This is a genomic window from Paraburkholderia unamae (assembly GCF_003096875.1).
Lineage (GTDB): Bacteria > Pseudomonadota > Gammaproteobacteria > Burkholderiales > Burkholderiaceae > Paraburkholderia > Paraburkholderia unamae.
Genome location: NZ_QEOB01000023.1, coordinates 20,407 through 41,760, shown reverse-complemented (window position 1 = coordinate 41,760; position 21,354 = coordinate 20,407). Strand labels below are relative to the sequence as shown.

The 21,354-nt window shown below is 65.9% G+C and carries 19 protein-coding genes; 5 read left to right on the top strand and 14 right to left on the bottom strand.

Features of this window, described 5'->3' with window-relative positions; translation table 11 throughout:
• The first annotated feature begins 13 nt into the window (after positions 1-13).
• From hydA to C7402_RS35950, 3 genes are all read left to right on the top strand, one after another.
• Positions 14-1,465 (top strand): dihydropyrimidinase, encoded by a 1,452-nt coding sequence (gene hydA / locus C7402_RS35960; protein ID WP_112175482.1) that lies wholly within the window; start codon positions 14-16, stop codon positions 1,463-1,465.
• A gap of 126 nt (positions 1,466-1,591) precedes the next feature.
• Positions 1,592-2,374, top strand: coding sequence for an aldolase (locus tag C7402_RS35955; RefSeq protein WP_112175505.1), 783 nt, complete (start codon positions 1,592-1,594; stop codon positions 2,372-2,374).
• Between the two features lie 79 nt (positions 2,375-2,453).
• Positions 2,454-3,128 carry a helix-turn-helix domain-containing protein gene (locus tag C7402_RS35950; RefSeq protein ID WP_165842075.1) on the top strand — a complete coding sequence of 225 codons (675 nt, stop codon included), beginning with the start codon at positions 2,454-2,456 and terminating at the stop codon, positions 3,126-3,128.
• 15 nt (positions 3,129-3,143) lie between these two features.
• Here the strand turns inward: C7402_RS35950 and C7402_RS35945 are convergent, their stop codons facing one another.
• The 6 genes from C7402_RS35945 to C7402_RS35920 all read right to left on the bottom strand — a co-directional run bounded on the left by C7402_RS35945 (position 3,144) and on the right by C7402_RS35920 (position 9,767).
• Positions 3,144-4,112: a PDR/VanB family oxidoreductase gene (locus C7402_RS35945; protein ID WP_116613963.1), complete on the bottom strand. Its 969-nt coding sequence runs from the start codon at positions 4,110-4,112 to the stop codon at positions 3,144-3,146.
• Entirely contained in the window at positions 4,109-4,654 is a 546-nt protein-coding gene (locus tag C7402_RS35940) for an MOSC domain-containing protein (RefSeq protein WP_224044882.1), read from the bottom strand. The genes C7402_RS35945 and C7402_RS35940 overlap by 4 nt, the downstream gene beginning before the upstream one ends.
• A 35-nt stretch (positions 4,655-4,689) precedes the next feature.
• On the bottom strand, positions 4,690-6,024 hold the full coding sequence (locus tag C7402_RS35935) for an MFS transporter (protein ID WP_116613962.1): 1,335 nt from the start codon (positions 6,022-6,024) through the stop codon (positions 4,690-4,692).
• Between the two features lie 361 nt (positions 6,025-6,385).
• Complete coding sequence (locus C7402_RS35930) at positions 6,386-7,723, bottom strand: MFS transporter (protein ID WP_116613961.1); 1,338 nt, start codon at positions 7,721-7,723, stop codon at positions 6,386-6,388.
• 38 nt (positions 7,724-7,761) lie between these two features.
• Positions 7,762-8,601: an HTD2 family dehydratase gene (locus C7402_RS35925; protein ID WP_112175517.1), complete on the bottom strand. Its 840-nt coding sequence runs from the start codon at positions 8,599-8,601 to the stop codon at positions 7,762-7,764.
• A complete protein-coding gene (locus C7402_RS35920; protein ID WP_116613960.1) occupies positions 8,598-9,767 on the bottom strand; it encodes a CaiB/BaiF CoA transferase family protein in 1,170 nt (389 codons plus the stop codon). The genes C7402_RS35925 and C7402_RS35920 overlap by 4 nt, the downstream gene beginning before the upstream one ends.
• Positions 9,768-9,904: 137 nt before the next feature.
• Between C7402_RS35920 and C7402_RS35915 the strand changes: the two genes are divergently transcribed.
• Complete coding sequence (locus tag C7402_RS35915) at positions 9,905-10,813, top strand: LysR family transcriptional regulator (protein ID WP_112175521.1); 909 nt, start codon at positions 9,905-9,907, stop codon at positions 10,811-10,813.
• A gap of 60 nt (positions 10,814-10,873) precedes the next feature.
• Here C7402_RS35915 and yfdE read toward each other — a convergent pair whose 3' ends face one another.
• The 7 genes from yfdE to C7402_RS35880 all read right to left on the bottom strand — a co-directional run bounded on the left by yfdE (position 10,874) and on the right by C7402_RS35880 (position 19,281).
• Positions 10,874-12,100, bottom strand: a complete 1,227-nt coding sequence (yfdE, locus tag C7402_RS35910; protein ID WP_116613959.1) for a CoA:oxalate CoA-transferase — start codon at positions 12,098-12,100, stop codon at positions 10,874-10,876.
• 53 nt (positions 12,101-12,153) lie between these two features.
• A complete protein-coding gene (gene oxc / locus C7402_RS35905) occupies positions 12,154-13,866 on the bottom strand; it encodes an oxalyl-CoA decarboxylase (RefSeq protein ID WP_116613958.1) in 1,713 nt (570 codons plus the stop codon).
• 47 nt (positions 13,867-13,913) lie between these two features.
• Positions 13,914-15,164 (bottom strand): formyl-CoA transferase, encoded by a 1,251-nt coding sequence (gene frc / locus C7402_RS35900; protein WP_116613957.1) that lies wholly within the window; start codon positions 15,162-15,164, stop codon positions 13,914-13,916.
• A 247-nt stretch (positions 15,165-15,411) separates the two neighbouring features.
• Entirely contained in the window at positions 15,412-15,840 is a 429-nt protein-coding gene (locus C7402_RS35895) for a carboxypeptidase-like regulatory domain-containing protein (RefSeq protein WP_116613956.1), read from the bottom strand.
• A 39-nt stretch (positions 15,841-15,879) separates the two neighbouring features.
• Entirely contained in the window at positions 15,880-16,416 is a 537-nt protein-coding gene (locus C7402_RS35890; RefSeq protein ID WP_116613955.1) for a DUF1269 domain-containing protein, read from the bottom strand.
• Between the two features lie 183 nt (positions 16,417-16,599).
• Positions 16,600-17,889 carry an aminotransferase class V-fold PLP-dependent enzyme gene (locus C7402_RS35885; RefSeq protein WP_116613954.1) on the bottom strand — a complete coding sequence of 430 codons (1,290 nt, stop codon included), beginning with the start codon at positions 17,887-17,889 and terminating at the stop codon, positions 16,600-16,602.
• Positions 17,890-17,955: 66 nt separating this feature from the next.
• On the bottom strand, positions 17,956-19,281 hold the full coding sequence (locus tag C7402_RS35880) for a cation:dicarboxylate symporter family transporter (RefSeq protein ID WP_116613953.1): 1,326 nt from the start codon (positions 19,279-19,281) through the stop codon (positions 17,956-17,958).
• 194 nt (positions 19,282-19,475) lie between these two features.
• On the opposite strand from C7402_RS35880, the gene C7402_RS35875 reads away from it, so the two are divergent.
• On the top strand, positions 19,476-20,378 hold the full coding sequence (locus C7402_RS35875) for a LysR family transcriptional regulator (protein WP_116613952.1): 903 nt from the start codon (positions 19,476-19,478) through the stop codon (positions 20,376-20,378).
• A 28-nt stretch (positions 20,379-20,406) separates the two neighbouring features.
• Here the strand turns inward: C7402_RS35875 and C7402_RS35870 are convergent, their stop codons facing one another.
• Positions 20,407-21,339: a LysR family transcriptional regulator gene (locus tag C7402_RS35870; protein ID WP_116613951.1), complete on the bottom strand. Its 933-nt coding sequence runs from the start codon at positions 21,337-21,339 to the stop codon at positions 20,407-20,409.
• Between the last annotated feature and the right edge of the window lie 15 nt (positions 21,340-21,354).

Here is a 21,354-nt window from a genome sequence, read left to right as displayed (position 1 = left end):
GAGACAGAGCATCATGGCGATCCTGATTCGAGGCGGCACCATCGTCAACGCGGACAAAAGCTGGCGCGCGGACGTGCTTTGCGAAAACGGCGTGATCCAGGCCGTGGGCGAGAGCCTCGACGCGCCCGCGGGCGCGACCGTGGTCGACGCGGGCGGACAGTACGTGATGCCGGGCGGCATCGACCCGCACACGCACATGGAACTGCCGTTCATGGGCACGACCGCGAGCGACGACTTCTACACGGGCACGGCGGCCGGGCTCGCCGGCGGCACGACGTCGATCATCGACTTCGTGATACCGAACCCGAAGCAGCCGCTCATGGACGCTTTTCGCGAGTGGCGCGGCTGGGCCGAAAAGGCCGCCGCCGATTACGGCTTTCACGTGGCGGTGACCTGGTGGGACGATAGCGTGCATCGCGACATGGGCCTGCTCGTGAACGACCACGGCGTGTCGAGCTTCAAGCACTTCATGGCGTACAAGAACGCCATCATGGCCGACGACGAGATACTCGTGAACAGTTTCGCGCGTTCGCTCGAACTGGGCGCGCTGCCCACCGTGCATGCGGAGAACGGCGAGCTGGTGTTCCAGTTGCAACGCCAGTTGCTCGCGCGCGGCTTCACGGGACCGGAGGCGCACCCGCTGTCGCGGCCGCCCGAAGTCGAAGGGGAAGCGGCGAACCGCGCGATTCGCATTGCGCAGGTGCTGGGCGTGCCGGTGTATATCGTGCACGTTTCGGCGAAAGACGCGCTCGAAGCGATTGCACGCGCGCGTGCCGAAGGTCAGCGCGTGTTCGGCGAAGTGCTGGCCGGGCATCTCGTGATTGACGAGGCGGTGTATCGCGATCCCGACTGGACACGCGCCGCCGCGCATGTGATGAGCCCGCCGTTTCGCACGAAGGAGCATCGCGACGCGCTTTGGCGCGGCCTGCAAGGCGGTTTGCTGCACACCACGGCAACCGATCACTGTGTGTTCTGCGCATCGCAGAAGGCCATGGGGCGGCAAGATTTCACAAGGATTCCGAACGGATGCGGCGGCGTGGAGGATCGCATGGCGGTATTGTGGGACCAGGGCGTGAACACGGGGCGCCTCACGCCGAACGAATTCGTGCGCGTGACGTCGACCAATGCCGCGCAGATCTTCAACCTCTACCCGCGCAAGGGCACGGTGGCCGTGGGTGCCGACGCCGATCTCGTCGTGTGGGACCCGCAGGCCACACGCACGATCTCGGTGAAGACGCATCACCAGAACGTCGACTTCAACGTGTTCGAGGGCATGACCGTGCGCGGTGTGCCCACGCACACGGTCTCGCAAGGCGAACTTGTGTGGGCGGACGGCGACCTGCGCGCGCGGCGCGGCGCCGGGCGTTATCTGAAGCGGCCGGCGAATCCCGGATACCTGCAAGCGTCGCGGCTCGCGAAGAGCCTCAAGGAGACGCAGCCCGTGCATCGGGAGGGGGATGCGTAGTTTGTAACATGAGGAGCGAAGTCGAGCGCGCGCCTGGGTTGGACGACCAGGCGCGCTTTACTTCCCCCACAAATTCTCATAAAGTAGAGCAAATTCCACTTTATGCGAAATCCTTGGAGGGATAGCATGGCCAGCACGCTCGACATGTCGAAGCAGGAACTCGTGGCGCTCGCGGAGCGTCGTCTGGAAGCCGGTGTCAGCGACGGCGCGTGGAGCCTGCCGGAGAAACTGGCGCTCACGTGCCGCATCCTGTTCGACGGCGGCCACGATTCGGGGCTCGCGGGGCAGATCACAGGGCGCTCGGGCAACGGCAGCACGTACTACACGCAGCGCCTCGGGCACGGCTTCGACGAGATCACGCCGTCCAACCTGATCGAAGTGAACGAGGACCTCGAAGTGGTCGCGGGCGAAGGCATCCCGAATCCGGCGAACCGCTTTCACACGTGGATCTACCGCGCCCGCCCCGAGATCAACTGCATCATCCACACGCATCCGCCGCACGTCTCGGCGCTGTCGATGCTCGAAGTGCCCATGAACGTGTCGCACATGGACACGAGCCCGCTCTACGACGACTGCGCTTTCCTCGAAAAGTGGCCCGGCGTGCCGGTCGGCAACGAAGAGGGCGAGATCATCTCGGCGGCGCTCGGCGACAAGCGTGCGATCCTGCTCGCGCATCACGGTCAACTGGTGGTCGGCAAGTCGGTGGAAGAGGCGTGCATGCTCGCGCTGCTGATGGAAAAAGCGGCGCGGCTGCAACTGCTTGCGATGGCCGCCGGCACGATCAAGCCGCTGCCGCCCGCGCTCGCCAACGAGGCGCACGACTGGGTGTCCACCGACAAGCGCGACCGCGTGACGTTCGCCTACTACGCGCGCCGCGCCTTGCGCGCGCACGCGGACTGCCTCGGCTGATGCGCTGAACGGCGGCGACCGCAGCGCATTCGTCTCGCTATAAAATCACGCCATCGAAACGAATGCGGACCAGATGGTGATGAAAGCGAAGACGGTCGCGCGCCACGCGACTGAACCCACCGAACCTCGCGAGCAGACGGCTCAGTCGGCTCAGTCGGCTCAGTCGGCTGACGCAGACGAAGCACCGGCGTCATCGGCAGCGGGCGCGCTCGGCGGCGAACTGCGGCGCCAGCGCAAGCTCAAGGGCATGTCGCTCGACGAGCTGGCGAGCGCATCGAGCGTGAGCCGCGCGATGATCTCCAAGATCGAGCGGGGCCAGTCGTCGCCCTCCACGTCGATCCTCTCGAAACTCGTCGACGCGCTCGATACGACCGTGGCGCGCCTGCTCGGCCAGGAAACGCCGCCGCAGGACGTCGTGCTCATGCGCGCCGATCAGCAGGTCGTGCTCGTCGACGCGGAAACGGGTTTTTCGCGCCGCGTGCTCTCGCCGATCCTGCCGGGGCGCGGGCTCGACTTCGTCATGGCGGAAATGCCGCCGAAGTCCGACACCGGCCCGCTCGTCGCGCACACCATGCCGGTGGAGGAGTACATCTACGTGCTGTCGGGTTCGCTCGTCGTGACGGTCGGCGCGACGCGCGCGGTGCTCAACGCGTCGGACGCCATGTACTACCGCGCCGACGTGCCGCACCGTTTCGAGAACGAAGGGCGCACGGCCTGCAAGTACCTCATCGTCATCAGCCCCGTGCGCGGCTGACCCGCGGCGCGCTTCCTAAAGCTCCAGCACGAGGCGCTCCGACGCACAGCCGCTCACGCACACAATGACTTCGTGGGCGCGCTGCGCGTCGGTCAGCACGCGATCGTGGTGGACCGGCTCGCCGCCGCTCCAGCGCACGCGGCACGCGCCGCAAATGCCGCCCTCGCATGCCGCATCCACCTCCACGCCATGCGCGCGCAACGCGTGCAGCAGGCTTTCGTGCGGCTGCACGTCGATGGTTTGCCGCGAGAGCGCGAGTTCGGCCCGATACGGCTTCGCGTCCGGATCGACCGGGCGCGCGGGCGGCACGAAATGCTCGATGTGCACATGATCGGCGGGCCACTCGCGCGTGAGTGCCTCGACGGCTTGCATCAGCGCGTCGGGGCCGCAGCAATAGACATGACGTCCTTGACGATACGGGCCGATCAGCGCCGCGAGATCGGCGCGCGGGCGGCCTTCGCCGGAGCGGTGATACACCACGGTCGCGGGCGGCAGTTGCGCCTCGCACAGTGCCGCGAGCGGCGGCGCGCCACGGTGCAGGACGTGCAGCGTGAAGTCTTCGCGCTCCGCATCGTTCGCACCCGGGTCGCGCGCCAGTTGCCCGGCCATGGCGACGAACGGCGTCACGCCGATGCCGCCCGCGATGAACACGTGCTCGCGCGCCCGCGTGGCGAGCCTGAACGTGCCGCGCGGCAGCGAGACCGGCACCACGTCGCCGCGCCGCAGCGCGTGCGCGGCGATCGAGCCGCCGCGCCCCGCCTCCTCGCGCTTGATCGCGACGAGATAGCGCCGCCGCTCGGCGGGCGACCCGCACAGTGAATAACTGCGCACGAGCCCGTTCGGCAAATGCAGATCGATATGACTGCCCGCTTCGAAGGCGGGCAGTTCCCAGTCGTCGGGATCGGCGAGATGGACGAGCGCGATGCCGTCGCCCGCCGGGGCGATCTCGCGCACCACCGTCTTGACCGTGCGGATCGGTTTCATGACGCGCGCTCCGTCTCGTATGCGGTTGCGCGGGCACTCCCGGCCTCGACCGGATCGCCGAGCCGCACGAAGCCGCCCTTGAGAATCCGGCAGTTCAGCCCGGAGCGGCCCACCATCGCGTCGAACACCGGCTTGCCCGTGACCTCCTCGATATGGCGGCAGGGCACGGACAGACGCGTCGCTTCGAGTAGCGTCTCGCCGAGCCAGAAGCGCTGGCCCACGAGCGTGTTCAGCGGCACGCCGCGCACGGTCACGTTGCGGCGATGCTCCTCGGGGCCGAAACGGATGCCGTGGTCGCGCCAGATCGCCTCCAGCGCTTCGGCCTCGAACAGCGTGACCTGCCGCCCCTCCTCGGGCTTGTGCGAGTAGAAGCCGCTCTCGTTCATATAGCGGTCGCCGACGATGCCCTTGCCCGCAAGCAGTTCGATCCGCTCGAAGGCGCGCATCGGCAGGAAGGCGCGCGGGCAAAGATGCAGCGCCTCGACGCGGCCGCGCCAGGCGTCGGCGTGTTCGGTCGGCATGGAGTGGGGTGAGGCGTTCATGGTGTCGTTCATATCGCTCATGGGGATGGCGCGCGTCACGTGCGCAGCGGTGCGTGCGCTGTTTCGGGCGCAAGCCACGCCGCGAACAGGGTGATGCACGCGGTGCCGATCAGCAGGCACGACACCGGCCACGTCGCGCCGCCTGCCCAGTTCATGAGCAGCGCGGCCGCGAGCGGCGTGAGGCCGCCGGAGATCGCGCCGCCCAGCTGAAAGCCGAGTGAGGCGCCGCTATAGCGCAGGCGCGTGTGAAAGAGTTCCGACATCCATGCGGCTTCAGGGCCGAACATGATGCCCTGGCCGAGACTCACCGCCACGGCGATGGTCATGGCGATGATGACGGGGTCGCGCGTATCGAGCAGATGAAACAGGGGAAACGCGAACAGGATGGAGAAGGTGCAGCCGGTCAGGAACATCGTTCGTCGTCCGAACCGGTCGGAAAGGTGGCCGAACAGCGGGATCGTCAACAGCTCCAGCGCGGCGGCCCAGAGCAGCCCGTTCAGAATGACGCTCTTTGGCAGTCCGAGATGAATGGTCACGTAGCTGATAGTGACGATCGTCGCCACGCTCACCCAGGCGATTTCGGAGATCTTCAGGCCGACCGCGAGCAGGAAAGTCCTGCGGTAGCGCGTGAGGATCTCGATGAGCGGCACCTTCGCGAGTTTCTCGGGCTGCGCGGCGCGCTCGAACACCGGGCTTTCCGCCACGCGCATGCGAATCAGCACGCCCGCGGCCGCGAACAGGATGCTCACGAGGAAAGGCAAGCGCCAGCCCCAGCTCAGGAAGTCCTCTTGCGGCAGCCGGGCCATCACCGAGAACACGCTCGTCGAAACGAGCACGCCGATCGGGTAGCCGAGTTGCACGAGGCTGCCGAACAGGCCGCGCCGGTTCGGCGGCGCGTGCTCCACGGCCATCAGGATGGAGCCGGCCCACTCGCCGCCGATGCCGAGCCCTTGCATGAAGCGCAGCGCGATCAGCAGCGCGGGCGCCCACAGGCCGATCTGCGCATACGTGGGCAGGCAGCCGATCAGGAACGTGCCGACGCCCATGATGAGCAGCGTGAGCGAAAGCATGGCCTTGCGGCCCAGCCGGTCGCCGAAGTGTCCGAATATCGCGCCGCCAAGCGGGCGCGCGACATAGCCCACGGCGTAGGTGCCGAACGAGGCGATGGTGCCGACCACCGGGTCAACCACGGGAAAGAACAGCTTGTTGAACACGAGCGCCGAGGCGATGCCGTAGACGACGAAGTCATACCACTCGAAGACGGAGCCGATCACGCTCGCGATCAGCACGCGCTTGCGTTCGGCGTTTAGCCGCCTCGTTGAATCCAGCCTGGACACGCCCGCCGTGTCCTTGACAACCGCTTCGGTCATGATCGCTCCTTGTGACGATGGTGGAAGTTTTTCTCCTAAAGTGGAGCAACGACCATGCCACTCGATGTATCCGGGGCGATATATTGGCGCGCGGGAGACGGCCTCGGGATGCCGCGCAGGCGCGTGGCTACAGGCTTTTGGGGGCTTGGGGAGGCGTTGAAGATGGCGCGGCGAAGGCGTGGCGACGCGGTTTGGCAAGCGCGCTCGCGCGGCGGCGCGGCGCGCCAGGGGAAGTCAGGCGCGGCGGTTTTCGTGCATCGGTGCACTTGTCTGGTGACGCGTGCCGCGAGATAAGGCAAGGGATGGCGGCGGGCGCGCGCAGGTGCCCTCAAGTGCCCTCAGGCCCGCCGCGTCACGCCGGTCAACGCGTCTTGCGCGCCGGCCGACCGAGGAAGAACGAAGCGCAGGCGCTTACGAAAGACATCGCGGCGAGGAACGCGGCGACGGCATAGCCGCTGTGAAACGTCTGATAGAGCCACAGCGAGATCAGCGGAGCGGGGCCGCCCGCGATGATCGAGGCACCCTGATAACCTAGCGACGCCCCCGTGTAGCGGATATGCGGCGGGAACGATTCGGCGATGTAAGCGGCCTCGGTTCCGTAGATCGCGGCGTGGATGACCATGAGCACGATCATCGCCGCGATCACCATGAGATGCGACCGCGTCTCCAGCATGAAGAAGTACGGGAACGCGAAGAGGGTCATGCACACGCAAGCGGTGAGGAAGGTGCGGCGGCGGCCGACGCGATCGGAAACGTGGCCGAAGAACGGCAGCGCGAAGCAGGCCACCACGGCCGCGATCAGCACGGCGTTGAGGACGAACTCGCGCCCGAGGCCGAGATCCTGCGCGCCGTACAGCACGACGAACGTGGTGAGCATGTAGAACGCCACCTGCTCGCCGGGGCGGATCAGCGCGCACAGCAGGATCGCGCGCCACTGGGTGCGCAGGGCTTCGGCAAGCGGCGTCTGGCGGCGCTCCGTGCGCGTTTCCAGCGCGCGGTTCGCTTCGACGAAATCGCGCGTTTCGGGCACGCCGAAGCGGATCACGAGACCGATCACGAGCAGCACGCCGCTGATCCAGAACGGAATGCGCCAGCCGAAGTCGAGCAGATGGTCGCCCGTGGCGCTCGCGCACGCGCTCCACACCAGCACCGAGACGACCAGCCCGAGCGGCACGCCGATATGCGGCAGGCTCGCCATGAAGCCGCGGCGAGGGCCGTGGTGCGACTCCATCGAAAGCAGCACCGCGCCGCCCCATTCGCCGCCCACGCCGATGCCTTGCAGGAAGCGCAGCAGCGCGAGCAGCCACGGCGCCCAGGCACCGATCGTCTGGCTGTTGGGCAGGCAGCCGACCAGGAATGTCGCCACGCCCATGAGCAGCAGCGTGGCGATCAGCGTGGACTTGCGCCCGACCCGGTCGCCCATGTGGCCGAACAGGGCCGCGCCGAGCGGCCGCGAAAGGAAGCCGACGAAGATCGTCGCGAACGAAGCCAGTAGTCCTCCTGACGATCCATGCGCGAAGAACAGCTTCGGGAACACGAGCGCGGCCGCCGTGCCGTAGATGAAGAAGTCGTACCACTCGATGGTGGTGCCGATCACGCTGGCGAGCGCCGCGCGCCGTTCGATGCGGCGCGCGGCGGGCGTGACTTCGTGCGACGGCACGGGCTGGTCGACTGCCGTGAAGGCGGTTCTGCCGGTCATGCGGGTGTCTCCTTGATGTTGTTGTAGCGGGGGCGGTGTCAGCAGGTGGCGCTCGCCTGCATGGATACGCGCTCGTCGGGTAACGCGGTCCAGAGTTCCAGCCGGTCGCCGGCGCGCGTGGCGTTGAGCGTGAGCGCGTTGCCGAGGGTCGCCGGCTGCACGCCGCGATAGTCGAACGTCCTGAGCGGCTTGCCGGCCAGGCGCTGGCCGAGACCGGCGAGGAGCGTGGCGTTCAGCGGGCCGTGAATGACGAGGTTCGGATAACCCTCCACTTCGCGGCAGTAGTCCTGGTCGTAGTGGATGCGATGCCCGTTGAAGGTCAGCGCCGAATAGCGGAACAGCGTGGTCGAGGTAGCGACGAACGGCTCGCGATGCTCGCCGCGCTCGCGTCGCACTTCCTGGCGCGGCGGGCCGCCCTTCGAGGCCTCCTTGTAGACGATGTCGTGCTCTTCCGACACGGCCACTACCCCGTCGTGCAGGATTTCATGTTGCACGGTGACGAATACGAGTTCGCCCGAGCGGCCCTGCTTGTGCTCCACCGCGAGAATCGTCGAACGCTTTTGCACCGCGCCGCCGAGCGGCAACGCTTCGATGAAGCGCACGCGCCCGCCCGCCCACATCCGGTTGGGCAGCGGCACGGGCGGCAGGAAGCCGCCGCGCTGCGGATGCCCGTCGCGGCCAAGGCGCTCTGGGGGAAGGCCTTCGAGGAAGTACAGCCAGTGCCACAACGGCGGCAATGGCGAGCCCGCGGTGAGCGCGCTCGCGTCCTGCCCGATCGTCGCGGCCATGAGATGCGCGTGACGCACCGAGAGCACGTCTTCGTCGACCACCGTTTTGCCGACCCATTCGCGCAGCGTGGCAATATCGACCTGGCTCATGCGCTGGCCTCCTCTGCCACGCCCGCGAACTCGGCGCGAATGCGCGCCGTGTGCTCGCCAAGCTTCGGCGCGGCCTCGAAACGCTGGGCGTCCCACGGCGCGCGCACCGGGGGCGCGATCATCTGGAGTGGCTCGCCGCCGGTGGCCATCGGCCAGGTGCGCAGTGCGGGATGCACGGCCATGTCGGCGACCGCGCGTAGCTGGCCGTAGGCGATGCTGGCGTCGCCGAGGAGCGACAACGCTTCGACGAGCGGCCGCGCGGCGAACGCGGCGCCGATCAGCGTGTCGAGCGCTTCGCGGTTCTGCACGCGCGCGTTGTTGGTCTGGAAGCGGGCGTCGTTCGCGATATCGGCGTCGCCGAGAAACACGGCGCAGAATTTGGCCCATTCGCGATCGTTCTGGATGCTGATGACGATATCGCGTGCGTCGCGCGTGCGATACGCGCCGTACGGGGCGATCGAAGGATGCTTCAGGCCTTGCGGCGCGGGCGCGCCGTTGCCGTAGCGTTCGTGCACGTAGGGCACGCTCATCCAGTCGGCCGCGCCGTCGAAGAGCGAGACCGAGACGCCCGAGCCTGCGCCGGTGCGCGAGCGCAGCGCCAGCGCCGAGAGCACGGCGATGGTCGCGTTCATGCCCGCGCCGATGTCGCAGATCGACACGCCAATGCGGCCCGGATGGTCCGGCGCGCCGCTCACGCTGACGAGGCCGCTTTCGCACTGAACGAGAAAGTCGTAGGCCTTGAGCTTGCTCGTTTCGCTGCCCGTGCCATAGCCGGTGATGTCGCAGGTGATGAGCCGTGGATGGCGCTCGCGTAGCGTTGCGCTGTCGAAGCCTGCGCGCGTGAGGGCGCCGGGCGCGAGGTTTTGCACGAAGACATCGGCGCTGGCGATGAGGCGGTGGAGCAGCGCGGCGTCGTCGGGCTGCTTGAAGTCGAGCACGACCGATTCCTTGCCGCGATTGGTCCACAGGAAATAGGAGGAGCTGCCGTTCGCGGCGGCGTCGTAGCCGCGGGCGAAGTCCCCCTCGGGGCGCTCGATCTTGATGACGCGCGCGCCCATGTCGGCGAGCCGGCAGGTGCAAAGCGGCGCCGCGAGCGCCTGTTCGATGGCGACGACGGTGATGCCGGCAAGCGGCAGCGCGTGGTCGGGTGAAGTCGGGTGAGTCATGAAACATCTCCGTGAATACCGGCGGGTCGCAGCGAGTATCACGGCTTCGAACGAATAGATACATCGAGATAATTCAAACGAAGCGTTTGTCAAATCCGAATGCTCGCGTCACAATCGCGGCTCGAAAGGAGCACGCGATGCGCTATGAACTGACGGATCTGGAGGTATTTCTCGCGGTCGCGGAGGAGGGTAGCGTGACCCGCGGCGCCGAGCGCTGCCATCTCGCGCCGTCTTCGGTTAGCCTGCGAATCAAGGGGCTGGAAGACGTGGTGGGCGCGGCCTTGCTGGTGCGCCTCGCGCGCGGCGTGGCGCCCACGCCGGCCGGGCGCATCGTGATGGAGCACGCCCGGCGGTGCATCGCGCAACTCGAGCAGATGAACGCCGATCTATTGCCGTATTCGAACGGTCTGGTCGGTCACGTCACGCTGTTCGCGAACAACAACGCGATCAGCTCCTATTTGCCCGACGACCTCGCGCGCTTCTTCGCCGACTATCCGAACGTTCGCATTTCGCTCGAAGAACGGCTCAGTCACGACATCGTGGCGGCCGTGGCTTCCGGGCGTGCGGACCTCGGCGTGGTGGCGCTGGAGGCCGAGCATCCCGAACTGGATTTTCACGCGTACCGCGAGGACGAACTCGTGGTGGTGACCGCATGCAACAGCGATATCGCGCAGCGCGAGTCCATCACCTTTGCCGAATGTCTCGGGCGGCCGTTTATCAGCCTGCGCACGGGTGCGGCGCTGCATACCTTCCTCATGAATCATGCGAGCGCGCTGGGCGGGCGGCTGGATTTGCGCGTGCAGGTTTCCGGCTATGGCGCGATCGTCAAGCTCGTCGCCTCGGGGGCGGGCATCGGCATCGTCGCGCGCTCGGCCGTGGATGGCGGCGCGGCGGGCAATGTCGTCGTCCTCAAGCTCGCGGAGCCGTGGGCGCGGCGCGACCTGCGCGTGTGCATCCTGCGCCGGCCGCCGGTGCTCAATCCCTTCCGCGACCGCTTGCTCGAAGCGTTGACGCAGCCGCACGCGGGCGGCACGGCAGGCGATTGAGGAAGGGCACAGGCCCACGGCGGGCACGCGCTTGCCCCTTTCGCCCGCCGATCGTATCGATCACCAAACCTTCGTTTCCAGAGGGGAAGCGGGCGGCGTTGCCTGCTCCGTTGTCCGGTGCGCCCCGGCATAGCCGCCGAACTCCTGCCGCAGCGCTGCGCCATGCTCGTCGAGTTTCGGCGCGGCGGGACGCACCCGCGGGTCGGGGTAGCCGCTGATCTTCACGGGATTGCCCGCCATGGCGACACCGCCGGCTTCGATGATCATGTTGCGCGCCTGCGTTTGAGGAAGCTGCGCGGCCTGGGCGACATCGAGCAGCGGCCCGACCGGCACCCCGGCGCCGTGGATGACGCGCAGCCAGTGCTCGGCGTCGCGCGTTTTCAGTGTCGCTTCGAGTTCGTGCTTCAAGTCGGCGACATGGTCCATGCGATCACGATTGGTCGCGAAGCGTGCGTCGCCCGCGAGCGGTTCGCGACCGATGGCGGCGCAGAGTTGCTGGAACAACTCATCGTTGCCGCAGCAGATCACGAGCGGGCGGTCCTGGGTGTCGAACACGTCGAACGGCGCCATATACGGATGCCGGTTGCCGATGCGCGCCGGTGCGACCCCCGTGGCCACGTAGGACATGAGGCCGTGTTCGAGAAACGCGATGGTCGCGTCGAACATGGCGATGTCCACTTGCGCGCCTTTGCCCGTTTTCTGCCGGTCGTAGAGCGCGCTGGCGATGCCGCAGAAAAGATAGACGCCGCCACACAGGTCGGAGAGCGACGTGCCGACGCGCGTGGGCGGACCGTCCGGGAAGCCGGTCGCCTCCAGTATGCCGCTCATGCCCTGCACGATCGTGTCGTAGGCGGGCCACGCGGCCATCGGGCCCGTCTGGCCGAACCCGGACGACGACGCGTAGACGAGGCGCGGATTGATGGCCGAAAGCGCGTCATAGGAAAAGCCGAGCCGCTCCATCGTGCCGGGGCGGAAGTTCTCCGCGAGCACGTCGGCCTGGCGCACCATGTCGAGAAACACGAGGCGGTCCGGCTCCGCCTTGAGGTCGAGCACGATGCTTTCCTTGCCCCGGTTCAAAAAGCTGAAGTAGAGCGACTGGTCGCCGACGAACGGGCCGTACAGCCGCGTGTCGTCGCCGTGTCCTGGCCGCTCGATCTTGATCACGCGCGCGCCGAGATCGGCGAGCAGGTTGGTGCCGAACGGGCCGTTGAGCACGTGTGTGAGGTCGATCACCAGAAGGTCCGAGAATGGCCCGGCAATCCGTGCGTGAGTCGTCGTTGTTTCCATGGTGCGATGCGTCCGCGTTGAGTCGTGTGCCTTGTGTCTTGTATCGCCGGCCTTCAGTTCGCGCCCGTGAGCGCGCTCTTCGGGTTGAGGTTCTTGAGGTGGCCGCTCTCCGTGCCGGCGTGCGGATCGATCACGCAGTTGATCAACGCGGGCGTGCCGGCTGCGAGCGCCGCTTCGAGGGCGGCCTTCAGTGCCTCGGGCCGCTCGACGTGATAGCCGACTCCGCCGAACGCCTCGATCATGCGGTCGTACCGCGCGCTGGCCATGAGCGTGGTCGCGCCCGGATCGGTGCCCGGCCCGCGATTGATGTCGTCGCCGCGATAGATCCCGCCGTTGTTCAGGATGACGATCACGACCGGCAGACGGTAGCGGCAGATCGTTTCGATCTCCATGCCGCTGAAGCCGAACGCGCTGTCACCCTCGATCGCCACGACGGGCTTGCCGCTCGTCACCGCCGCGCCGATCGAATAGCCCATGCCGACGCCCATCACGCCCCACGTGCCCGCATCGAGGCGCAGGCGCGGCGCTTTCATGCCGATGAGATTGCGCGCGACGTCGAGCGTATTCGCGCCTTCGTTGACGACATACACGTCGGGCCGCTGCGCGAGCGCGTCGCGCACGGCCGCGAGCGCGCAATGAAAATTCATCGGCACGGGATTCGCGCGGAGGAGGTCGGCCATGTGTGCTTCGTTATGCTGACGATGAGACGAGACGAGCTCGATCCAGGCCGGCGGCACATGCACGGGGCGCGCCGGCAAGCCTGCGAGCAGGGCCTGCATCGACGACGCGATGTCCCCGGCAATGGGCGCGGCAATCGCCCGGTTGCTGTCGAATTCCGTGGGCTCGATGTCGATCTGGATGAACTTCGCCTGGGCGGACCACTGCGGGCTGCGGCCGTGGCCGAGCAACCAGTTCAGCCGCGCGCCCACCAGCATGACCACGTCGGCTTGCGCGAGCACGAAGGAGCGCGCCGCCGCCGCGCACAGCGGATGATCGTCTTCGAGAATGCCCTTGGCCATCGACATCGGCAGGAACGGCACGCCGGTTTGCTCGATGAAGCCGCGGATCGCGCCTTCCGCGCGCGAGTAGGCCGCGCCCTTGCCGAGGATGACGAGCGGGCGCTGCGCACCGGCAAGCAGCGTTAGCGCGCGCTCGACCGACTGCGCCGAGGGCGCGCGGGCGGGCGCCGGATCGACGACTTCGATCAGCGACTGTTGCGCGGTCGCTTCGTCGGTGGTCGAGGCGAGCGCGGCCGCTGTGATGTCGAGGTAGACCCCGCCGGGGCGGCCGGAAAGCGTGGCGCGAATGGCGCGGGCCACGCCCACGCCCACGTCCTCGGCGCGGTTCACGCGGAAGGCCGCCTTCGCATAGGGACGCGCCGCGTTCAACTGATCCAGTTCCTCGTAGTCGCCCTGTTGCAGATCGATGATCGCGCGGTCGCTCGAACCGCTAATCTGGATCATCGGAAAGCCGTTCGTGGTGGCGTTGGCCAGCGCCACCAGCCCGTTCAGAAAGCCGGGAGCGGACACCGTGAGGCACACGCCTGGCCACTGGCGCAGATAACCCGAGATCGCGGCCGCGTTGCCCGCCGATTGCTCGTGACGAAACCCGATATAGCGAATGCCCTCGGCCTGCGCGAGACGTGCCAGATCGGTGATGGGAATGCCCGCCACGCCGTAGATCGTGTCGATGCGGTTGGCGAGCAGCGCCTTGACGACGAGATGAAAACCATCCGTGGCGGCGGGCTTGATTTGCGGTTCGGACATGAGTGTGGCCTCGTATGCGTGAACGGAATGCACGGCTGCGCGCGGGCTTAAATGACTTTCGCTTCGCGCAGATGGGCGATCTGCTCCGCGCTATAGCCGAGACCCGAGAGTATTTCTTCGTTATGCTCACCAAGGAGGGGTGCGCCCTGGATCTGCGGCGTGAAGTCCGAAAATTTCACGGGGCTGCCGATCGTGAGATAGGTCCCGCGCTTTTTCTGCGCCACTTCCACGACCGTGCCGCTTTCGCGCAACGAGCGGTCGTTGGCGATTTCCTTCATGTTGAGCACCGGCGCGCAGGGAACGTCGAACTGGCTGAGATAGTCCACGGCTTCGAACTTGGTCTTGTCCGCGAGCCTGGTTTCGATCGCCGCGAAGATGTCGAAAAGGCGTGGCTGGCGCGCCTGAGCGGTGGCGTAGGCCGGGTCGTCTTTCCACTCGGGCTTGCCGATCGCGTCGCAGGTGTTCGGCCAGTTCTGTTCCTGGATCGTGAAGTAGAGGTACGCGTTGGGATCGCTTTCCCAGCCCTTGCACTTGAGCACCCAACCCGGCTGCCCGCCGCCCCCGGCATTGCCGCCGCGCGGCACGGCGTCGGAGAACGTGCCGTTCGGGTACTGCGGATATTCCTCCAGGTAGCCGAGGCGTTCGAGCCGCTGCTGATCGCGCAGCTTCACGCGGCACAGGTTCAGCACGCTGTCCTGCATCGAAACCGTCACGCGTTGGCCCTTGCCGGTCTTTTCGCGGCCCACCAGCGCGGTGAGCAGGCCGATGAGCAGATGCATGCCGGTGTTGCTGTCGCCAAGCGCGGCGGCGCTCACGGTGGGCGGGCCGTCCCAGAAGCCCGTGGTGGACGCGGCGCCGCCCGCGCATTGCGCGACGTTCTCGTAGGCCTTGACGTGCACATAGGGCGAGGCGTCGTTGAAGCCTTTGACCGAGCCGAAGATGAGCCGCGGATTCAGCGCCTGAAGATGCTCCCAGGTAAAGCCCATATGATCCATCGCGCCCGGATGGAAGTTCTCGACCAGCACGTCGGCCTCGCGGATCAACTGCTCCATGATCGCCTTGCCTTCCGGCGTCTTGGTGTTGAGTTCCAGCGAACGCTTGTTGCTGTTGAGCATCGTGAAGTAAAGGGCGTCGAGATCGGGGATATCGCGCAACTGGTTGCGCGTGACGTCCCCAACGCCGGGCCGCTCGACCTTGATGACGTCCGCGCCATACCACGCCATCATCTGCGTGCAGGCGGGGCCGGACTGTACGCCGGTGAAGTCGATCACCTTGATGCCGCTGAGAGGGAGGCTCATCCTGTTACTCCTTTCACGTTGAGCATCCGGCTGGATCGACATGGGACATGTCGCGCGGATGGCTCGATGGGTCACGAACCGCTTCTGTGTGACCATTCTGCGCAAACGGAGCCGGCGGCAATTGCACGGGAAGCGCATTTTTAGGAATCGCACGAGCGATTACGCTCGCGTGAGGCGGCGCCAAAGTGCGCCGGGGCGCGTCATTGGACGCGCCCCGGCGAGTTGACCCGAACACCACGCATCGAACTCAGAATCTGAATGAAACCGCCTCGTTCTTGCCTTGCGGGATCGTGATGTCCTTTTGCTGGGTGTTGCCTTCGTAGCGGGCGGTAACGTGATACGCGCCGGGTTGCAGCTTGACCAGCATATACGGGCCGGTGGCTTCCACCTGAAGCCGCTTCTGCGCATTCGCCGCGGTGATCTCGACATGCACGTTGGCGAGATAATCACCTTGGGGGCCGAAAAAGCCCAGCGAGAGCGGCCAGGTGTGTCCCGCATCGCGCAGGGCGAGCGCCTGATCGTGCCCGATGCCGCCCGTCACGTATTCCACATGGTTCTGGCTTTGCACGGCGGCCAAGCCCGCAGTGGTTTGAGCCGACGCGACGTGCATTGAGGCAGCCAGCGCGAACAGGCCGGCGGCCGTGATGGAACGATAGAACCTGGTAGTCCTGCTCATGATGAATCTCCAGCAGAATGAGGGCACAAAAAAGTGGGTTCAGGTTGCCGATTGCGCGGGCACGGAAGCTTCGCTTGCGGGTGGCGCGACGTTGCCGAGTATTGAGTGCGCCTGCGCGATATCGTCCTGCGTGCCGTGGACGATCAACAGGAAGCCGTCCGCCTTCAATGCGCTCTCATACTTGATGGCCTGATCCTTCGGCAGACCCAACTGGGCGAGCGCGGCGCCGACTGCCGAGATGCCGCCGCCGATCAGCGCGCCCTCGATCGCGGTGAGCAGCGTCGCCACGAAGGGCCCCGCCATCGCGACGACACCGACGCCCGGCACGAGAAAGAGCGCGGGACCGACCAGCAGCCCCCATATTCCCCCCCAGACGGCGCCGGTCGTCCCCCATGTCCGGATGCGATCGCCGGTCGAATAAAAGCCGACCGCGTGTTCCTCCGAGTGGTAGCCCTTGCCGATGACCGATAGCTTCTCCATGTCGAAGCCCGACGCGGCCAGTTTTCTGATCGCGTCGTCCGCGTCGTTGTGGTCCGTGAACACCGATAGCACGGCATGCTCGATTTCCTGGTTCATAGCGTAGCCTTTGTCAAAGTGATGACACATTGCCGAACGTCGCAGACAATTGCGCGCGCTGGCCGACACTAGTGTTACCGGAGTGGCATGGCGGTATTTTCAGAATCGCACGCTGTCGTGGAATGAATGAGCGCCCGCGTCACGCGATGGACGACGGGCGCTTGCAGGAAGTGCTGCGACGGCTTATCGGGAAAGCCGGTTCGCGTTTGCAATGGCTTCCGTCACCGCGAGGAACTTCGCGATGTCGTTCGGGGTGTGGCAGTGCAACGGGGAAACGCGTACCGCGCCTTCCAGGTTGAAGGATTTCAGCATACGGCCGGAGTAGAGGCTGGTGCCGATTCGCTCGTAGACGATGACGCCGCGCTTTTCATACTCGCGTACCGCCGCGGTCGGATCGAGGCCGTCGAAGCCGATGCCCGCGATCAGATCGCGCTGTGTCAGATCGTCGTGATCCCAGAACACGCGTATGCCTTCAATCTTGCGCAGACCGCGTTGCGTCCCGACGCCGTCGAGCAATGCGGCAAGCAGCGCCCGTTCGTGCGCTTCGATGCGCTGCATGCCTTGCGCGAATACCTCGCGCCGGTCGGCGGCGTCGCTGAAATGCGAGCCGATCCAGGCGACATAATCGACCATCGCGCTCACCACGGCGAATTGCGCAGGCGCGGGGCTGCCAAGCTCCCACGCGCCTTTTTCCTTGGCATCGAGCCGATGATGGGGCAGCACGGCCAATCGATCGGACAACCAGGTAACGCCAGAACCGCGGCAACCGAAGAATTTGTACGGCGCGAAGTTGATGCCGTCCACCGGCGTCGCTTGCAGATCGATCAGCGCGTGCGGCGCGTGCTGGACCGCATCGACGATGATGAAGATATCGGGCTTGCGCGCGCGTGCGCGCTCGACAATGGCGGCGATGTCGAGTTTCGCGCCGGAGATGTTGGACGCGTACATCACACTCAGCAGCGCCGTGTCGTCGTCGATGAGCGAGACGATGGCGTCGACATCCACACCGCCCGTCGCGGCGTTGCTCGGCGCGACGCGCAGCGTCTTGCCCGTGCGCTCGCAGTAGAGCTTCATGGCGTCGAACGACGAGGGATGCTCCAGGATGGTCGTGACCGCGTTGGAGCCGGGCACGTTCTCCATCACGGCGCGCACCATCTCGAACATCGCGGCGGAAGCCGTCAGCGAGAGATAGATGCTGCCGTCCCGCGCGTTGAGCACGCGGCGAATGTCGGCTTCGCCCTGGGCCTGGATGTCCTGGAGGTATATCGCGCGCTCGTGAATGCGCTCCGGACAGTCCGGGAGCGCGTCGACGCGGGCATAGGCCTCCAAGGCGGCCTTGAGCCGGAACGAGCCGCCCGCGTTGTCGAAGAAGAGACGTTCGCGGCCGTCCATGTCATGGTCGACGTAGTGGAACCGGCTCTTGATCTGCTCCATGAGCGATTCGGAAAACAATTGACCCTGGGTGCTGCTCATCAGACTTGCTCCTCGTTGTGTATCTTGATTGCGGCTTCAATTTGCTGCGTTCGAGTGTTCAGGTGTTCAGGCGTCCAGCGAAGCGAGATAGGCCTTGCCCTTTTCTGCGTCGTACTGACCTTCCCATTTGGCGATGACGAGCGGTGCGAGCGCGTTGCCCACGACGTTCAGGGCGGTGCGTCCCATGTCCATGATCCGGTCCACGCCCGCGATGAAGGCGAGCCCTTCGAGCGGCAGCCCCGCGCTGGCGAGCGTCGTGAGCAGGATGACGAACATGAAGCCCGGCACGCCCGCCGCGCCCTTGGAGGTGACGACCATCGTGAGCACAAGGACGATCTGCTCCTGCAAACCGAGGTGCACGCCATAGAGTTGCGCGACGAACAACGTGCCGATGCCGAGATAAATGGATGCGCCGTCGAGATTGAACGTGTAGCCGGTGGGCACCACGAACGTCGTGATGCTCTTGGGCACGCCGAAGTCCTCCATCTTCTTCATCAACTGCGGCAGCACGGTCGCGGAACTACAGGTGGAGAACGCAATGATGAGTTCGTCCTTGATCACCTTCATGAGCGTGAAGACGCTGAAGCCGAAAACGCGTGCCGTGATGCCGAGCACGACAACGACGAACACGACGATGGCGAGATAGGTCACGGCAACGAGCTTGATGAGCGGCAGCAGCGAGCCGAAGCCGAAGCTCGCGACCGTCACCGCGATCAGCGCGCAGACGCCGAAGGGCGCGTAGCGCATCACCATGCCGGTCACCTTGAACATCGCGTCGCCGATGCCCTTGAAGGTGGCGAGCACGGGCTTGCGATACTCTTCCGGCACCGACTGCAAGCCGAGCCCGAAGAGAACGGAAAAGAAAATCACGGGCAGCAAGTCGCCGCGCCCCATCGCCATGACGATGTTGTCGGGGATGATGGCGAGCAGAAGGGCCATGAAGCCGCGATGCCCCTGGCTTTGCTGCGACGTCTGCTGAAGGTGCGAGATGTCGGTATGCGCGAGTTGGGAGAGGTCCGTTCCCGCGCCCGGATGCAGGACATTGCCGATCACGAGACCGAGCACGATGGCGATCGTCGTGATGATTTCAAAGTAGATGAGCGTCTTGAGGCCGATGCGCCCGAGCGAGCGGCCGTCGCCGACCCCGGCGATGCCGGCCACCATGCTCGTGAAGACGATCGGCACGACGACCATTTTGATCAGACGAATGAAGATGTCGCCCGCCGGTTGCAGGAAGCCGCCGATCGCCGCCTCGCGCAACTGCGGGAAACGGTTGAGCACGACTCCGACCCCGATGCCGACGATGAGGCCGATCAGGATCTGCCAGGCAAGACCGACGCGCGGCGCGCGCCTGGCGGGATCGACGTGAGTTGTTTCCATGACGGATTCCATGCGTTCTCCAGAGGCTTTCCCGATTGAGAGGGGGTGTGGAGCACTCTCGCCGGAGTGCTTCCTTTCGCGTTCCCGTTGCGCTGTTGCAAACGACGGTGCAAACGATGGTGCAAACATAAGCAGTCAAAAAGTCCAAAAAAAGCGATTTTTTTCTATGAGAAACTATCGCTTTAATTCATGAGTCACCTCGCGTCATGCTGACCTTCAAGCAAATGGAAGCGTTGTACTGGATCGTGCAGCTCGGCTCCTTCGAGGCGGCGGCGGCGCGTCTGAACACAACGCAGTCGGCCATTTCGAAGCGCGTGCAGGAACTGGAGCGCGCGTTCGACTTCGCCGTATTCGACCGTGCGAATCGCAGCGCGCGCCTGACCGAAAAAGGCGCGGAGTTTTTCGAATACGCGAAGGATTTGCTCGAACGGCGCGATCAGATCGTCGAGCGCATCAGCGCGAAGGAGTCGCTGGTGCGGCAGATCCGCATCGGCGTGACCGAGCTCACTGCGCTCACATGGCTTCCGCGCCTCATTAGCGCGATCGAGACCGAATACCCGCGTGTGAAGGTGGAGGCGGAAGTCGATCTGAACGCGACACTGCGGGAGCGTCTCGCGGCGGCGACCGTCGACATCATCATCGTTCCGCAAACGCACGACGTGGAGCCCTTCATGACCACGGCCGTGGGGCATGTCGAGAATGCGTGGATGTGCGCCGCGTCGCTTGCGCCCGGCAAGCGCGCCATTCCGCTCGGGGAGATCACGAAGTTTCCGCTCATCCTGCAAGGCGGACTCTCGGGCACCGGCGTCGTGTATAGCCGCTTCCTGGAGGAACAGGGCGTTGCCGTGCAGAAGGTCCTGGCGAGCAACAGCCTGATTGCGCAGATCGGGCTTGCGCTTTCCGGTCTTGGCGTGAGCTACCTGCCGAAAGCGTGCCTTGCACGCATGCTCGAACGCGGCGCCCTGGTCGTGGTGCCCACGCGACCGGCCCTTCCGCCGGTCAGGTACATCGCCATGCACCGCGCGGACCAGCAGTATTCGCTCAGCGCCGCCGTGGTGCGGCTGGCGGCGCAATCCTGCGACTTCACGTCGAACCTTCTCGATCCTTGAGGTTCACGTGCCGCGAAAAGCACGGAAATCACTGCGCCAGCCAGCGCGCGGAAGGCCACGCTCCGCGCTCGACCGCGAGTTTCATTTCCTCCACCAGAACGCCGGTCGCGCAGCGCACCGCCACAGCCATGCGGCGCGTGTTCGGCAGGGCGAGAACGATTTTGCGCTGAAGCACGGGTTCGCATAACGGCGCCGTGCGCAATTGGCCGCGCGCGACATCGTCGCCCACGGCGATGGCGGGCAACACCGTATACCCGTGGCCGCTGGCCACCAGCGTCTTTTGCACGTCCATCGAATTCGTTTCCGCCACGACGCCCAGCGTGACTCCGGCCTCGCGGCAGGCCTGTTCGAGCAGGCTGCGTATGCCGTGCGGCGCGCTTGTCAGCACGACGGGCAGCGCGGCCAGTTCGGCGAATGTGACCGGCCGCGCCGGATCGAGCGCGGAGGAAGGCGGCCCGACGACGCACAGGCTCTCTTCGAGCAGCGCTTCGGCGTGAATGGTTGGCGTCGCCTTGAGGTTGTAGAGCAGCGCGGTGTCGATTTCGCCGGCTTCCAGCCACCGCTGGAGGTGACCGGCATAACCGACGGTAATGCGCAGCCGGATTGCGGGGTAGCGCGCCTTGATCGCGCTCACCAGCGGACCGGCAAGCAGCGCCGACGTGCTCGGCAACAGGCCGATCGTCGCGACGCCGGAAACCTGCGAGTCGTCGGGCTGAATCTCGCTACGGGCTCGATCTAGCTCGTGCAGCGCGCGCCGCGCGTACTCCACCAGAATCTCGCCCGCTTCGGTCAGACCCATGCCCTGGCGGCTGCGATCGAACAGCGTCGCGCCGATGTCTTCTTCGAGCAGCTTCAGGTGCCGCGAAACGGCCGGCTGCACGATATGCAACGTTTCGGCCGCGCGCGTCACGCTGCCGGTTTCCGCTACGGCAAGAAGCGCGCGTAGCTGCTTGATATCCACGGTCGTTCTCCTCGC